The sequence below is a fragment of the Nocardia sp. MDA0666 genome (assembly GCF_003023875.1).
Lineage (GTDB): Bacteria > Actinomycetota > Actinomycetes > Mycobacteriales > Mycobacteriaceae > Nocardia > Nocardia aobensis.
In genome coordinates, this window is the sequence record NZ_PYHT01000015.1 from 83078 (window position 1) to 98610 (window position 15533).

Here is a 15533-nt window from a genome sequence, read left to right on the forward strand (position 1 = left end):
TGCGGCAGGCTGCGCGTTTCGCGCGCGTTTCAGTCCGTGCCACACCGCATTTCGTGCATGTTTGCATCATCTGCAAACTTGCACGGCGTGTCGCGTTGGGGCCCGGAGTGTTTCGCCGCACCCGTCGGCGAATCTGTTGGCCCGGTCGGCGGTCAGCAATTAGCGTAGGCCGGGTGAGCATCGCATCCGCGACCGTGGACGAACAGTTCCGCGCGCTACCGCTGGCCGCCCTGACCGATGCGGCGCTGACGGCGGCACGCGCGGCCGGCGCCGAACACGCCGATCTGCGGGTGCACCGGCTGGTGACCCAATCGATCCGATTGCGCGACGGCCGGGTCGAATCCGTCGACAACGCCGTCGACCTGGGCTTCGCGGTCCGGGTGATCGTCGACGGCACCTGGGGTTTCGCCTCGCACTGCGAGCTGACGTCCGCGACCGCCGTGGCGGTGGCTCAGCGCGCGGTCACGGTCGCGGCCACCGTGCGGGCGCTCAACCGCGAGCGGGTCGAACTCGCCGACGAACCGGTATACCGCGACGCCACCTGGGTCTCGCCCTACGACGTGGACCCGTTCACCGTGCCGACGCCGGAGAAAGTCGCGCTGCTGCAGGACTATTCGCAGCGCCTGTCCTCGGCCGCGGGCATCGATCACGTCACGGCCTCGGTGCTGCAGGTCAAGGAGCAGACCTACTACGCCGACACCGCGGGTTCCACGATCACTCAGCAGCGGGTGCGGCTGCATCCGCAACTCGAGGCGATCACCGTCGACGCGGCGACGGGTGGTTTCGAGACCATGCGAACGCTCGCCGCCCCGGCCGGGCGCGGCTGGGAGTACGTCACCGGCGCCGACGGAGTCTGGGACTGGGGCGACGAATTGGCGCGGATACCGCAGTGGCTGGCCGAGAAGGTCGCCGCGCCCTCGGTGACGCCGGGTCCCACCGACCTGGTGATCGATCCGACCAATCTGTGGCTGACGATTCACGAATCCATCGGTCACGCCACCGAATACGATCGCGCGATCGGCTACGAATCGGCCTACGCCGGAACCTCCTTCGCCACCCCCGACAAGCTCGGGACGCTGCGCTACGGCACCCCGATCATGCACGTCACCGGCGACCGGACCCAGGAGCACGGCCTGGCGACGGTCGGTTACGACGACGAGGGTGTGGCCGGGCAGCGCTGGGATCTGGTGCGCGACGGCACCCTGGTCGGCTATCAGCTCGACCGGGTCTTCGCGCCACGTCTCGGGGTGCCCCGGTCCAACGGCTGCTCCTACGCCGATTCCGCCCACCACGTGCCGATTCAGCGCATGGCCAACGTGTCGCTGCAGCCCGATCCGCAGACCGATACCAGCACCGCCGAGCTGATCTCGCGCGTCGAAGACGGCATCTACATCGTCGGTGACCGGTCCTGGTCGATCGACATGCAGCGCTACAACTTCCAGTTCACCGGGCAGCGCTTCTTCCGGATCCGCAACGGAGAGCTGGCCGGACAGCTGCGCGATGTCGCCTACCAGGCCACCACCACCGACTTCTGGGGCGCGATGGAAGCCGTCGGCGGCCCATCGACCTGGGTCTTGGGCGGGGCGTTCAACTGCGGTAAGGCCCAGCCCGGCCAGGTCGCGGCGGTGTCGCACGGGTGCCCGTCGGTGCTGGTGCGTGGGGTGAACATCCTCAACACCCGCCAGGAGGCGGGGTGAGTAACACTCGCGCAGCCACTCATCCTGCCGACCGGGTGCGGGTGTCCCGCATGACACAGGAGGCCGGGTGAACGGTCACGGTTCGGAATTCGCAGACAATACGGGAGGCCGGTCGGTGACGATGATGCACGGCGGGGAGGTCGTGGAGCGGGCGCTGGCCGTCGCACGCGCGGACGAGACGATCGTCATCGTCACCGACGCGTCGGAGGCCTCGCTGCGCTGGGCCGGTAATTCCATGACCACCAACGGGTCGTCGGTGTCCCGATCCTGGGCGGTGGTGTCGATCCTGCGCGAGGGCCCGCGCTCGGCGCGGGTGGGCAGTGTCGGTTCCACGAGCGTAGACCCCGCCGAGATCGAGGCGGTGGTGCGCAGCGCCGAGGAGGCGGCTCGCACCGCCGAGCCCGCCGCCGACGCGATGCCACTGCTGGACCCGGAAAACGCGGGCGCGCAATCGGATTCGGACTGGTCAGGCCCGGTGCGCGAAACCGGTATCGAGGTGTTCACCGGACTCGCCGGTGAGCTCGCGGTCGGATTCACCGGCGCCGACCGGCTCTACGGTTTCGCCCATCATCAGCTGCACACGACCTGGCTGGGCACGTCGACCGGCATCCGCCGCCGGTGGACCGAGCCCACCGGATCCATCGAGATCAACGGCAAACGCGGCGACAACGACCCGGCCAGCGCCTGGGTGGGCGCGCCGACCGCCGACTTCACCGATATCGGCGTCACCGCACTGCTGGCCGAGCTGAGCCGGCGCCTGGACTGGTGCGCCCGCCGGGTCGAACTGCCGGCCGGCCGCTACCCCACCCTGCTGCCGCCCTCGGCGGTGGCGGATCTGCTCATTCCGATGCTGTGGTCGATGGACGGGCGCGGCGCCCACGAGGGACACACCGCATTCGCCCGGGCCGGCGGTACCCGTGTCGGCGAGCGGCTCACCGACCTGCCGCTGACGTTGTACTCGGACCCGGCTGCCCCCGGATTGCAGTACCGGCCGTTCGTCGCGACCGCGGCCTCGTCGGAGACGTCCTCGATCTTCGACAACGGCCTGTCGGCCGGTCGCGTCGACTGGCTGCGCGAGGGAGTGATCGAGTCGCTGATCTATCCGCGCGCCGTGGCCGCGCAGTACGACGCTCCCGTCACGGTGGCCGGTGAGAATCTGCTGCTGAGCGGCGGGACGGATCGCACACTCGAGCAGATGATCGCCACCACCGAGCGCGGTCTGCTGCTGACCTGCCTGTGGTACATCCGTGAGGTCGATCCGGCCACCCTGTTGCAGACGGGCCTGACCCGCGACGGTGTGTATCTGGTGGAGGACGGCGCGGTCACCGCCGCGGTCAACAACTTCCGCTTCAACGAGAGCCCGCTGGATCTGTTGCGCCGCGCCACCGAGGTCGGCGCCACCGAGATCACGCTGCCGCGCGAATGGAAGGACTGGTTCACCCGCACGGCCATGCCGCCGATGCGGATCCCCGACTTCCACATGTCCTCGGTCAGCCAGGCCACCTGAGCGCTCAGCGCATCGAGCGCGGCCGCAGCCGCACGACCACCGTGCCGCGGCCGATCGCGGCGCGCAGTTGTTCTCGCTCGACATTGCCGTCGGCGTCGAGGCCGATACCAGCGAAGCGGCCGTGCGTCGGGTTCTGGGTGAGGATGATGCGGTAGGGCTCGGCGATCTCGTCTTCGCCGGAGATCACCTCCCAGTCCGCGAGCCGCTCCCGGCCGCGCCAGGTGATCCGCACCGGTTCGCCCGCCCGCAGATTGCGCCGCCAGCCCGCCGCCGTACCGACCAGCAGCGCGCCGTCGGATTCGGCGTAGCCGACCGGATTCGGGTAGACGCGGCCGGTTTTGCGGCCGACCACGGTGACGATCATCAATTTGGCGCTGAGCAGACGATGCAAGGGCGACCGCAGCAGCGCGCGCATGGCGGCGTCGACCGCCGTCTGCAGGCGCAACCGGCCGCGGCCCGCCGACTCGACGGCCGGGGTGCCGGTGGCGGGAGGTGTGCTGGAAGTGGACATGACGACAGCTCCGATCAGTATTTTCGAGTGCCTACTCAGAAAATACGACGGGTTGCGGCATACTGCAAGAGCACGTCCGATCGGAAGGAAGATGTGGTGCCCCGCCAGCACACCGAGCCCACCGAACCGCCCGCACGCACCCGAGGGCGGCCGCGCAGTGGGGTGCGGGAGGCCGTGATCGCCGCCGCACAGGAAGTCCTCACGACATCCGGGGTCGCGCGGCTCACCACCAAGGAGATCGCCACTCGCGCCGGGGTCGCCGAATCGAGCATCTTCTATCACTTCGGCGATCGCACCGGTCTGCTCCAAGCGGTGATCCAGCATCATTTGCGACCGCTGAAGGATATGCTCGCCGATCCCCCGCATTCGGTGGACGAGGCCGAATCGCCCGATCTGCGAACCGATCTCGTGCGCCTGGTGATCGTGCTGGAGGACTTCTTCCGCGCCGCGCTACCGGTCATCGCGGCGATCGAATCCGATGCCGAATTGCGCGCGGTCTACTCCGAACGCAGCCGCGACTTCGATCTGGGCCCCCATCGCGCCCTGGATGTGGTGATCGGGCACCTCTCCGCCCGCCACCGCATCGTCGCCGAGCCACGCACTGCGGCCCTGCTGGTGGTGGGCGCGGCACATCAGCGGGCACTCCAGTCGCGAATGAGCCCGCCGGAGGCGCGCGCCGCACTCCCCTCCCCGGAGGCGATCGCCGACACGGCCCTGCCCCTGTTCCGCGCCGAGAAGAACTGATCGGGACCGTCAGGCCGAGGCGCTCAGGCGTGCGGACTGCCAGACCTCGGCCAACTCCTGCAACGGAATTCCCAGCGCACCGGAGAGTCCGACGACCGTGCCGAACGCCGGGCTGGGCAGCCGGCCGGATTCGATCTTGCGCAGTGTCTCCGGCGAGATGCCGGCCGCCCGGGCGATCTCCGCGGGGTCTCTATCGCCTCGGACCGCACGCAGATGCGCACCCAGGCGGCGACCGGCCTCCACCTGGGCCGGGGTCAGCGGAAGTCGAACCATGCCCTCAGCATAGAGCTGGTATTCAAATACCGCTACGGTTAGAGTCGGTATATAAATACCGATTCCAGGGAGGTTTCGTGGTCGAACTGAAGACAGCCGCCGAGATCGAGCGGATGGGCGTGGCCGGGCGCTTCGTCGCCCAGGTGCTCGCGGAGCTGCGGGAGAAAGCCGAGGTCGGGGTGAACCTGCTCGATCTGGAAAAGCATGTGCGCCGGCGCATCCGGGAACGAGGAGCGGTGTCGTGCTACTGGGACTACGCGCCCTCGTTCGGGCGCGGCCCGTTCCGCAACACCGTCTGCCTGTCGGTCAACGACGCGGTCCTGCACGGCCTGCCCTACGACTACCGGCTGCGCGACGGCGATGTGCTGACCATGGATCTGGCGGTCTCGGTCGACGGCTGGGTCGCCGACGCCGCGGTCAGCACCATCGTCGGCACCGCCGATCCCGAGGACGCCCGGCTGGTCACCGCCACCGAGGAGGCCTTGGCCGCCGCCGTCGAGGTCGCGCAGCCGGGTGGGCGGCTCGGCGACATCTCCGCGGCCATCGCGGCGGTCGCGCGACGGCACGGCTACCCCGTCAACACCGAATTCGGCGGTCACGGGCTCGGCCGCACCATGCACGAGGATCCCCACATCCCCAACGCCGGACGCGCCGGGCGCGGCATGCGGCTCGTCCCCGGCCTGACCATCGCTATCGAACCCTGGTTCGCCCGCACCACCGACCGCATCATCACCGATCCGGACGGGTGGACGATCCGCTCCGCCGACGGCTCGCGCACCGCACATTCCGAACATACGGTCGCCATCATCGACGACGGTCCTCGAATCCTCACGCACACGCCATGATTCACGTCGGTCTCCCGACCGATCGGGCAGTGTCGTTCGGAGCCCGATCCGGGAGCCCTCCGTGGTGACGCTCCGCTGCCGCCTCCGGGCTCGACCGATTAGGCTCGGCAGTCGTGGACAATCCTTTCGGGCCCGCGGGTACCGCGAACTACGTTCTGCTCACCACCTACAAGAAGGACGGCACGCCGGTCGCGACCCCGGTGTGGGCGGCGCTCGACGATTCCAAGTTGTACGTCTGGACCGAGACCGCCGCGTGGAAGGTCAAGCGGGTGCGGCGCAATCCGGACGTCACCCTGCAGCCGTGCAGCGTATCCGGCAAGCCGCACGGGGAGATCGTGCGCGGCACCGCCCGCGTGCTCGACGAGCAGGACAGCGACCGGACCCGGCAGCTGATCAAGCGCAAGTACTCGATCATGGGCTGGCTGATCGTGACCGGCAGCGTGCTGCGACGCGGACGCAAGGGCACGATCGGCATCGAAATCACCGCTGCACCAGCCTGATTCGGCGGCGATTACTCCCCCGCCGGTTCGGCGGTGATCGCCAGTCCGACCGAGCGATCCTTACCGAAGATCAGCTTGTGCCCGCGGATCAGCACCGTGCCGATCACGCCGTATTTGTGGGCCACGAGATCGCGGACCCGTTCGGTCCCGTCCGCATCGAGGATGCGCGCCGTACCCGCGCTCACCGGCGATCCGGATGTCCGGCCGCGGGCGTCGCAGGCCTGGACCGTCACCGCGGCGTTGCGGCGCAGCCGCTTCACCTTCCAGGTCTTCGGATTGGTCCAGACCACCAGCCGGTCGCCGTCGGGAGCCACCCAGACCGGGGCCGCGACCGGCGTGCCGTCCTTCTTGTAGGTGGTGAGCAGGACGTACTTCTGCTGCGCGAGTTCGTTCCAGGTCATATCCCCACGGTAGGGCCGAACTCGCACCTCGCACATCCGCCGCGCGGCGCAGGATCCGGTGCGCCCGCCGACGTAGCGGCCGCACCCGGTCGCGCTACTCCAGTTCGCCCTCGGTTTCGAGGTAGATCTGCCGCAGCCGGTCCAGAGTTTCCGGCTGCGGGGTCTCCCACAGTTTGCGTTCGGCAGCCTCGAGCAGTCGTTCGGCGATACCGTGCAGCGCCCACGGATTCGACTCCGTCATGAACTTGCGGTTCACATCGTCGAATACGTAGCTCTCCGAGAGCTTTTCGTACATCCAGTCGGCGACGACATTGGTGGTGGCGTCGTAGCCGAACAGGTAGTCGACCGTCGCGGCCATCTCGAACGCGCCCTTGTAGCCGTGGCGGCGCATCGCCTCCAGCCAGCGCGGATTGACCACGCGGGAGCGGAACACCCGGGTGGTCTCCTCGGAGAGGGTGCGGGTGCGCACGGCGTCGGGACGCGTCGAATCGCCGATGTAGGCCTCGGGATTCTTGCCGGTCAACGCGCGGACGGCGGCGACCATACCGCCGTGGTACTGGAAGTAGTCGTCGGAATCGGCGATGTCGTGCTCGCGGGTGTCGGTGTTCTTGGCCGCGACCGCGATGCGCCGGTAGGCGGCGCGCATATCGTCGGCGGCAGGCGCGCCGTCCAGACCACGGCCGTAGGCGTAGCCGCCCCAGGTGGTGTACACCTGGGCCAGGTCGTCGTCGGTGCGCCAGCTCTTGGAGTCGATCAGCTGCAGCAGGCCGGCGCCGTAGGTGCCGGGTTTGGAGCCGAAGATCCGGGTGGTGGCACGACGCCGGTCACCGTGCTCGGCCAGATCCGAATCGGTATGCGCGCGAACGTAATTCGACTCCGCCGGTTCGTCCAGCTCGGCGACCAGCCGGACCGCGTCGTCGAGCAGCGCCAGCACGTGCGGGAACGCGTCGCGGAAGAAGCCGGAGATCCGGACGGTGACGTCGATGCGCGGGCGGCCGAGTTCGGCCAGGTCGATCACCTCCAGGCGGGTGACGCGGCGGCTCGCCTCGTCCCACACCGGCCGCACACCCAGCAGCGCGAACACCTCGGCGATATCGTCACCGGCGGTCCGCATGGCCGAGGTGCCCCACACCGAGAGCCCGACCGAGCGTGGGTAGTCGCCGTGGTCGGCGCGGTAGCGCTCCAGCAGCGAATCCGCCATCGCCTGCCCGGTCTCCCACGCCAGCCGCGACGGCACCGCCTTCGGATCCACGGAATAGAAGTTCCGCCCGGTCGGCAACACGTTGATCAGACCGCGCAGCGGCGAGCCGCTCGGGCCGGCCGGGATGAAACCGCCGTTCAGGGCGTGCAGAATCCGCTCGATCTCGACTCCGGTCTGCCGCAGCCGGGGCACGACCTCGGTCGCGGCGAAACGCAAGACGGCGGCGAGAGTGTCCGGAGCACCGGGTTCGTAGCGGGCCACCAGCTCCCCGACCGCCTCCGGCGACCACTCCGCCGCCTGCAGTGCGGCCAGCAGCTGCCGGGCGCGCTGCTCGACGACGTCGACGCGCTCGCGTGATTCCTCCCCGGATTCGTCGAGCCCCAGCGCCTCGCGCAGCCCCGGCACCGCGACCTCGCCGCCCCACAGCTGGCGGGCGCGCAACATGGCCAGCACCAGATCCAGTTCGCCCTCTCCGGCGGGTGCCTGGCCCAGGATGTGCAGGCCGTCGCGGATCTGCACGTCCTTGATCTCGCACAGCCAGCCGTCGACGTGCAGCAGCATGTCGTCGAAGGTGTCCTCGTCCGGCCGCTCTTCCAGCCCGAGGTCGTGGTCCATCTTCGCGGCCCGCATCAGGGTCCAGATCTGCTGGCGGATCGCGGGCAGTTTGGCCGGATCCAGCGCCGAGATGTTGGCGTGCTCGTCGAGCAGTTGTTCCAGGCGCGCGATATCGCCGTAGGTTTCCGCACGCGCCATCGGCGGAATGAGATGGTCGACCAGTGTGGCGTGGGCGCGGCGCTTGGCCTGGGTGCCCTCGCCGGGATCGTTGACCAGGAACGGATAGATCAGCGGCAGATCGCCGAGGGCGGCATCGGTGCCGCAGGCCGCCGACATGCCGAGCGTCTTGCCCGGCAGCCATTCCAGATTGCCGTGTTTGCCCAGGTGCACCATCGCGTCGGCGCCGAACCCGCCCTCGTCGGCCGCCGCGGACAGCCACCGGTACACCGCCAGATAGTGGTGGCTGGGCGGCAGATCCGGATCGTGGTAGATCGCGACCGGATTCTCGCCGAAGCCGCGCGGCGGCTGCACCAGCAGCACGATGTTTCCGAAACGCAGTGCGGCGATGACGATTTCGCCGTCCGGATCGGCGGAGCGGTCGACGAACAACTCGCCCGGCGGCGGCCCCCACGCCGCCACGACCGCGGTGCGCAGCTCCTCGGGCAGGGTATCGAACCAGGCCGAGTACTGCCGGGCGCCGATGCGAATCGGGTTGCCCTCCAACTGTTCCGCACTGAGCCAGTCCTGATCCTGGCCACCGGCGGCGATCAACGCGTGGATGAGCGCGTCGCCGTCGCGCTCCTCAAGCCCCGGCACCTCACCTGCCGCGCCGAGATCGTAACCGGCCGTACGCATCTCGGTCAGCAGCCGGATCGCACTCGCGGGGGTGTCCAGCCCGACGGCATTGCCGATGCGGGCATGCTTGGTGGGATACGCCGACAGCATCAGCGCGATCCGCCGCTGTGCCACGGGCAGATGCCGCAGCCGCGCGTGGCGCACCGCGATGCCCGCGACCCGCGCCGCCCGCTCCGGGTCGGGCACATAGGTGGACAGACCGTCGGCGTCGAACTCCTTGAACGAGAACGGCACCGTGATGATCCGCCCGTCGAATTCCGGGACCGCGACCTGGGTGGCGACGTCCAGTGGCGAGAGCCCGTCGTCGTTGTCCGCCCACTGGTCCCGGCCGCTGGTCAGGCACAGGCCCTGCAGGATCGGCACATCCAGGTCGGCGAGCGCGCCGATATCCCAGGCCTCGTCGTCGCCGCCGGCGGCGGCGGTCGCGGGTTTGGTGCCGCCCGCGGCCAGCACGGTCACCACCAGCGCGTCGGCGCGGCGCAGCGTGTCGAGCAGGTCCGGTTCGGCATTGCGCAGCGACGCGCAGTACAGCGGCAGCGGGCGGGCGCCGGCCTGTTCCAGCGCGCGGCACAGCGACTCGACGTAGGCCGTATTCCCGGCCAGGTGCTGGGCGCGGTAGTACAGCACGGCCACCGTCGGCGCGGCGGCGAGGCGGGAATCGTTGCCGGACAACACCTCCGGGGCCCGGTCGAGTTCACCCCAGGAGGGCAGCTGGACCGGCGGCTCGAAGCCGTGACCGGTCAGCAGCACCGTGTCGGACAGGAAGTTGCGCAGCTGCAGCAGATTGCCGGGCCCGCCCGCGGCGAGATAGTTGTGCGCGTCCGCTGCGACTCCACCCGGGACCGTCGAGCACTCCATCAGCTCGGCATCGGGCGCCATCTCGCCGCCCAGGGCGACCAGCGGAATCCCGCTGGCGCGCAGCGCGTCCAGGCCGTCCTCCCAGGCGCGGCGGCCGCCCAGAATGCGGACCACGATCAGATCGGCGCCGTCGAGCAGTCCGGGCAGATCCTCCACCAGCAACCGGGCCGGGTTGGCGAGCCGGTACTCGGCGCCGCTCGCGCGCGCGGACAGCAGATCTGTGTCGGATGTGGACAGCAGCAGGATCACGGTTCTCCTCGGGTGACGCGCCCATGATGGATACGGCCGCCCGCCCGGAGGGTCTGACTGTCACAGTGGCGCGACCGCACCGGAATTGCACCGGCTTTCCTCGTATCGGCGAGCCTCCGGATGCTATCGCACTGCTGTGACCGGTATTTTCCGATCCGACTCCGCGGCGTACGCTGTGAATATGCCGAACACACCGGGATGGAGCAGGCGGAACCGCTTTGCCGCCTGGTCGGGAATTACATGCATGATGATTGCTGTTGCATTGCTGGCAATGGCTCTGGCCGCTGCGGCGGGCGGCCACGGCGGGCTGTTGCTCGTCGCCGCCGGCGCCTGCGCGGCGGTCGCGATCTTCGGGCTGCTGGTCTTCGAGTCCACGGTCCGCCGCGACCACCACGAGCGCCACGACAACCCACACCTGTTGTCGGACAGTTACGTCGACGATCAGCTGTGGAAGGCCGTGATCAGCGCCCGGGACAGGGATACCCCGAAGGATCGGTGATCCCATGCCCGCCACCCCGCCTTGGGTGCGGCGCAACCGTATGGTCGCCTGGACCAGCTACTTCTGCGTTCTGATCGGCTTCGGCACCCTGGCGATGGGGCTGACCGCCGCCGGCAGCGGACATCTCGGCTGGGCCCTCGTCGCGGGCGCTGTCTGCGCCGGCGCCTTCGTCGGCGGTATCAGCCTGTTCGGCGCGACCGCCTATTACGACCGGACCGCCCACCACACCGGCCCGAGCGTGCTGTGGGATTCCTCCTGGCCGGGCGCCACACTCGAACCGTCCCACGCGCCGCACGCCGCGCGTCACCGGCTGCGCCTGCGCCGCGGTCACTGACCAGCCCGGCCTCGGACGCACCGGCCGCATTCCGGGCACGCCCGGCTCGTAGGCTGGGGACATCATGACGCGCTCCGCTCCCGACTCCTGCCCCGGTGTCCTGCGCCTGCATCAGGCCGCCGACGGTCCGCTGGCCCGGATCCGGCTGCCCGGCGGCGCGGTCACCCCCGACCAACTGCGCGCGCTGGCCGCGGCGGCCGGCGAGCTCGGCAACGGCAGCATCGAACTGACCTCGCGCGGCAATGTGCAGTTGCGGCAGATGCACGACGCCGCGGCACTGGCCGAGCGGCTCGAGCACGCCGATCTGCTGCCGGCGCCCAGCCACGAGCGGGTGCGCAACATCGTGGCCTCGCCGCTGTCGGGCCGGTCGGGCGGCTGGAGTGATGTGCATCCGCTGGCCGCGCAACTCGACGCGGGGCTGCGGGCGGCCCCGGAATTGGCCGCGCTGCCCGGGCGCGTGCTGTTCACCCTCGACGACGGCCGCGGCGACATCAGTGGTCTCGGCGGCGATATCGGCGTCCACGCCACCGATGAGGCCGAGTTCGCGCTGGTTCTGGCCGGGCGCGATTCGGGCGCGCGCATCGGCGCGGACCAGGCGGTGGACACGATGCTGGCCGCCGCACAGAGCTTCCAGCGGGTGCGCGGCGAACAGTGGCGGCTGCACGAGGTCGCCGACGGCCCGGCTCGGATCCTGACCGAACTGGCTCTGGAACCGATCGCCGAACCGATGGATTTCGTTGCCCGCCACGATATTCCGATCGGCTGGCTCACCCAGGCCGACGACCGGGTCGCGCTCGGGGCGGCGGTGCCCCTCGGCGCGCTCCCGGCCCGGACCGCGGAATTCGTCGCGGCGGTGGAACATCCGATTCTGATCACCCCCTGGCGCAGTCTGGTCATAGCCGATATGGACGAGTGGACGGCCGAGCAGGTGGTGCGGGTGCTGGCACCGATGAGCCTGATCTTCGACGCGAACTCACCGTGGCTGGCGGTGACCGCATGCGCCGGGCGGCCGGGCTGCGCGAAATCACTCACCGACGTGCGAGCCGATGCCGCCGACGCCGTCGCCTCCGGGCGGGTGCTGCCGGTCGGCGCCCCGGCCCCGGACCTGTCCGGCGTCGCGGCCGATCAGGTGGTCGTCGCCGGGCGACAGCACTGGTCCGGGTGCGATCGGCAATGCGGACGTCCGGCCGGGCCGGTGACCGAGGTGGTCGCCGAAGCCGGCGGTTATCGCATCACCGGGCCCCGCGCGGATCGCTGAGACTCACACCGCCGCGACTCCGACTGCGCACCTTCGGCCACGGCCATCCGCAGTCCGGCCTCCCCGGCCGAGGGTGCGATCATCGGGACGAACTCCCTCCGATTCGCGGCGACTCGCTACACCTCGTCCCTGGGGTTCGCGCACACTGAATCGATGGACCCGTCCGCCCCACAGCCGTCCACCGCCGCCCTGCTCTCCGATGCGCAGATCGAGGAGCTTTCGCTCGCCCAGCGGCTCGAACTGGTCGCGCGCCTGCGGCCGGACCGGGTACGGCCGAATCCCCGCCGTGTGCGCGTGGCGCGCGGGCTGCGGTTGTCGCTGATGGTCGGCGGCTCGGTCGCGATGATCCCGTGGCTGGTCTATCTCGGACTCACGCTGCCGCCGGAGTACAGCGCGAACAACTGGTCCCTCGTGTGGATCGGATTCGACATTCTGCTGGTGGTGATGATGACGACCACCGCCTATCTCGGCTGGCGGCGCCGGGCACTGCTCATCCTGCCCGCCTTCGGCACCGGAGTGCTGCTGCTCGCCGACGCCTGGTTCGACACGACGACCGCCGGACCCGACGACATCCGGGTGTCGATCGCGACGGCCGCGCTCGCCGAAGTCCCGCTAGCGGTGCTACTGCTCACCGGGGCGCTGGCCCTGTTCCGCTACCTCGTCTTCGCCAATCCCCTGCACGATCCTGCCGAATCGCCGTGGCGGGCCCGGCTGCCGTTCTGAGGTCGCGGGCCGGGCGCCCGAGGTAGCGGACCGGGCGGTGCCTCGCCCACGGTGCCGCTCGGGGCCCGGATTCCCACCGCTAGGGTGATGCCCATGTCCGATGTGCGTACCAGCTACCTCACCGACGGGGCCGAGATCTATCGGCGCTCGTTCGCGACGATCCGGGCCGAAGCCGATCTGGCGCGGTTCCCGGCCGATGTCGCGCAGGTGGTGGTGCGCATGATCCACGCGTGCGGACAGGTCGATCTGACCACCGATATCTCCCACACCCCGCAGGTCGTGGCGGCGGCCCGCACCGCCCTGCGCGGCGGCGCGCCGATCCTGTGCGACGCCACCATGGTCGCCTCCGGCGTCACCCGCAAACGACTGCCCGCCGGCAACGACGTGCTGTGCCTGCTCGCCGATCCGCGCGTACCGCAGCTCGCACAGCAAATGGGCAATACGAGATCGGCTGCGGCACTGGAACTGTGGCGTGATCGGCTCGACGGTGCCGTGGTCGCGATCGGCAACGCCCCGACCGCGCTGTTCCATCTGCTGGACATGCTCGACGCGGGCGCGCCCCGCCCCGCCGCGGTGCTGGGAATCCCGGTGGGCTTCGTCGGCGCCGCCGAATCCAAACAGGCCCTGGCCGAATACGGCGACGTCGAATACCTCACCGTGCACGGCCGGCGCGGCGGCAGCGCCATCACCGCCGCCGCCCTCAACGCGATCGCGAGTGAGCAGGAATGAGCGCGCCCGGAAAGCTGTGGGGTGTGGGTCTCGGCCCCGGCGACCCGGAGTTGGTGACGGTGAAGGCGGCCCGCATCATCGAATCGGCCGATGTCATCGCCTTCCACAGCGCCCGCCACGGTCGCAGCATCTCGCGCTCGATCGCGGCGCCGTATATGCGGCCCGGCCAGCTGGAGGAACATCTCGTCTATCCGGTGACCACCGAGACCACCGACCATCCGGGCGGCTATCAGGGCGCGATCGATGAATTCTACGAACGCGCCGCCGACCTGCTGGCCGGCCATCTGGCCGCCGGCCGCACCGTCGCGCTGCTGGCGGCCGGCGATCCACTGTTCTACAGCTCGTACATGCATATGCATCGGCGCCTGGCCGACCGGTTCCCCGCGGAGATCATCCCGGGCATCACCTCGGTCAGTGCCGCCTCGGCCGCGCTCGGCACACCGTTGGTGGAGGGTGAGCAGGTGCTGACGGTGCTGCCCGGGACCATGACGCCGGATCAGCTCGCCGAACGCCTCGCCGACGCCGACGCCGCGGCGATCATGAAACTCGGCCGCACCTATCCCGGTGTGCGGCAAGCGCTGTCGAAGGCCGGTCGCCTCGACGACGCCTACTACGTGGAACGCGCCAGCACTGGGCGGCAGCGGATCCTGCGCGCCGCCGACGTCTCCGACGCCGACGTGCCGTATTTCGCCATCACCGTGGTACCCGGACCTGCCCCGACCACCGAAATACCGTTCACCACCACCGAACCCGCTGCGGCCCAGGAGGATTCGCCCGCCTCCCCCGCTCCCGAGGTGGGCGAGGTCGTGGTCGTGGGACTGGGACCCGGCTCCCCGCAGTGGACCACGCCCGAGGTCACCCGCGCCCTCGCGGCGGCGACCGACATCGTCGGCTACACCACCTACGTGAATCGGGTGCCCGTCCGCCCGGGGCAGCGCCGCCATCTCAGCGACAACCGGGTCGAATCCGAACGCGCCGCCATGGCCTTGGATCTGGCGAAGTCCGGAGCCCGCGTGGTTGTCGTGTCCTCCGGCGATCCCGGTGTTTTCGCGATGGCCGCCGCGGTCGTCGAGGAATCCGCGGATCCGCAATGGCGTGACGTGCCCGTGCGGGTACTGCCCGGCGTCACCGCGGCCAGTGCCGTCGCCGCCCGCATCGGCGCGCCCCTCGGCCACGATTTCGCGATGATCTCGCTCTCGGACCGCCTCAAACCGTGGGAGACCGTGGCACAACGCATTTCGGCGGTCGCCGCCGCCGATATGGCGATCGCGATCTACAACCCGGCCTCCACCCAGCGACGGTGGCAGGTGGGCGCACTGCGCGAGCTCGTCCTCGAACACCGCGGCCCGGACACCCCGGTCGTCCTCGGCCGCGACGTCGGTGGGCCGACCGAATCGGTGCGCGTGACGACCCTCGCCGAGCTGAACCCGGACGAGGTCGACATGCGCACGCTGCTCATCATCGGCGCATCCACCACCGCCACCGTCGAAACCCCGCAGGGGACACGGGTTTTCACCTCACGGCGGTACGGGCAGGCAGTACGGGACAACACGGCGTCGGTCGCGGCCGACCGGTAGGACGGCAGCCGGACACGGCCGCCGCGAACGCCGAGCGCAGACGAACGCGCGGACCTGCCGTTCGTCTCCAGCGACGCGGGGAGCTTCGGGCGCGGGTTTCAGCGCAAGGCGTTCGACAACTCCCAGCGGCTGGAGTACCTGGATCGCCAAAGTGACGGTAAAGTAACGATTCTGATCCGATTCCCACAGGCGGCAACCGGCTGACCTGCGGAAATGT

At 69.9% G+C, this 15533-nt stretch carries 15 protein-coding genes and 1 riboswitch; of the genes, 11 read left to right on the forward strand and 4 right to left on the reverse strand.

Going from position 1 to position 15533, the window contains the following annotated elements; genetic code table 11:
- Positions 1–173 precede the first annotated feature (173 nt).
- Both C8258_RS20945 and C8258_RS20950 read left to right on the forward strand, forming a co-directional pair.
- Positions 174–1697: a TldD/PmbA family protein gene (locus C8258_RS20945; protein ID WP_233225228.1), complete on the forward strand. Its 1524-nt coding sequence runs from the start codon at positions 174–176 to the stop codon at positions 1695–1697.
- Positions 1698–1818: 121 nt separating this feature from the next.
- Positions 1819–3204, forward strand: coding sequence for a metallopeptidase TldD-related protein (locus tag C8258_RS20950; RefSeq protein ID WP_106956727.1), 1386 nt, complete (start codon positions 1819–1821; stop codon positions 3202–3204).
- Positions 3205–3208: 4 nt separating this feature from the next.
- Here the strand turns inward: C8258_RS20950 and C8258_RS20955 are convergent, their stop codons facing one another.
- Positions 3209–3715: a nitroreductase/quinone reductase family protein gene (locus C8258_RS20955; protein ID WP_106956658.1), complete on the reverse strand. Its 507-nt coding sequence runs from the start codon at positions 3713–3715 to the stop codon at positions 3209–3211.
- A 96-nt stretch (positions 3716–3811) separates the two neighbouring features.
- On the opposite strand from C8258_RS20955, the gene C8258_RS20960 reads away from it, so the two are divergent.
- A complete protein-coding gene (locus tag C8258_RS20960; protein ID WP_158271289.1) occupies positions 3812–4459 on the forward strand; it encodes a TetR/AcrR family transcriptional regulator in 648 nt (215 codons plus the stop codon).
- 9 nt (positions 4460–4468) lie between these two features.
- Here C8258_RS20960 and C8258_RS20965 read toward each other — a convergent pair whose 3' ends face one another.
- Entirely contained in the window at positions 4469–4732 is a 264-nt protein-coding gene (locus tag C8258_RS20965; RefSeq protein ID WP_039778318.1) for a helix-turn-helix domain-containing protein, read from the reverse strand.
- A gap of 77 nt (positions 4733–4809) precedes the next feature.
- Between C8258_RS20965 and map the strand changes: the two genes are divergently transcribed.
- Positions 4810–5577: a type I methionyl aminopeptidase gene (gene map / locus C8258_RS20970; protein WP_106956660.1), complete on the forward strand. Its 768-nt coding sequence runs from the start codon at positions 4810–4812 to the stop codon at positions 5575–5577.
- Positions 5578–5690: 113 nt separating this feature from the next.
- Entirely contained in the window at positions 5691–6077 is a 387-nt protein-coding gene (locus tag C8258_RS20975) for a PPOX class F420-dependent oxidoreductase (protein WP_106956661.1), read from the forward strand.
- A gap of 11 nt (positions 6078–6088) precedes the next feature.
- On the opposite strand, the gene C8258_RS20980 is transcribed toward C8258_RS20975, so the two are convergent.
- Both C8258_RS20980 and cobN read right to left on the reverse strand, forming a co-directional pair.
- A complete protein-coding gene (locus tag C8258_RS20980; protein WP_106956662.1) occupies positions 6089–6478 on the reverse strand; it encodes a PPOX class F420-dependent oxidoreductase in 390 nt (129 codons plus the stop codon).
- A 94-nt stretch (positions 6479–6572) separates the two neighbouring features.
- The gene (gene cobN, locus C8258_RS20985; RefSeq protein WP_106956663.1) at positions 6573–10196 is read right to left on the reverse strand and encodes a cobaltochelatase subunit CobN; all 3624 of its coding nucleotides are present in this window, start codon (positions 10194–10196) and stop codon (positions 6573–6575) included.
- A gap of 28 nt (positions 10197–10224) precedes the next feature.
- Positions 10225–10332, reverse strand: a riboswitch (cobalamin riboswitch).
- A gap of 108 nt (positions 10333–10440) precedes the next feature.
- Between cobN and C8258_RS20990 the strand changes: the two genes are divergently transcribed.
- The 6 genes from C8258_RS20990 to C8258_RS21015 all read left to right on the forward strand — a co-directional run bounded on the left by C8258_RS20990 (position 10441) and on the right by C8258_RS21015 (position 15316).
- Entirely contained in the window at positions 10441–10695 is a 255-nt protein-coding gene (locus C8258_RS20990; protein ID WP_146161291.1) for a hypothetical protein, read from the forward strand.
- A gap of 4 nt (positions 10696–10699) precedes the next feature.
- A complete protein-coding gene (locus C8258_RS32925; RefSeq protein WP_199195790.1) occupies positions 10700–11029 on the forward strand; it encodes a hypothetical protein in 330 nt (109 codons plus the stop codon).
- A 64-nt stretch (positions 11030–11093) separates the two neighbouring features.
- Entirely contained in the window at positions 11094–12287 is a 1194-nt protein-coding gene (gene cobG, locus C8258_RS21000; protein WP_106956665.1) for a precorrin-3B synthase, read from the forward strand.
- 153 nt (positions 12288–12440) lie between these two features.
- Complete coding sequence (locus tag C8258_RS21005; protein WP_106956666.1) at positions 12441–13010, forward strand: hypothetical protein; 570 nt, start codon at positions 12441–12443, stop codon at positions 13008–13010.
- A 93-nt stretch (positions 13011–13103) separates the two neighbouring features.
- Positions 13104–13739 carry a precorrin-8X methylmutase gene (locus C8258_RS21010; RefSeq protein ID WP_106956667.1) on the forward strand — a complete coding sequence of 212 codons (636 nt, stop codon included), beginning with the start codon at positions 13104–13106 and terminating at the stop codon, positions 13737–13739.
- Positions 13736–15316, forward strand: coding sequence for a precorrin-2 C(20)-methyltransferase (locus tag C8258_RS21015; RefSeq protein ID WP_106956668.1), 1581 nt, complete (start codon positions 13736–13738; stop codon positions 15314–15316). The genes C8258_RS21010 and C8258_RS21015 overlap by 4 nt, the downstream gene beginning before the upstream one ends.
- Positions 15317–15533: the final 217 nt, after the last annotated feature.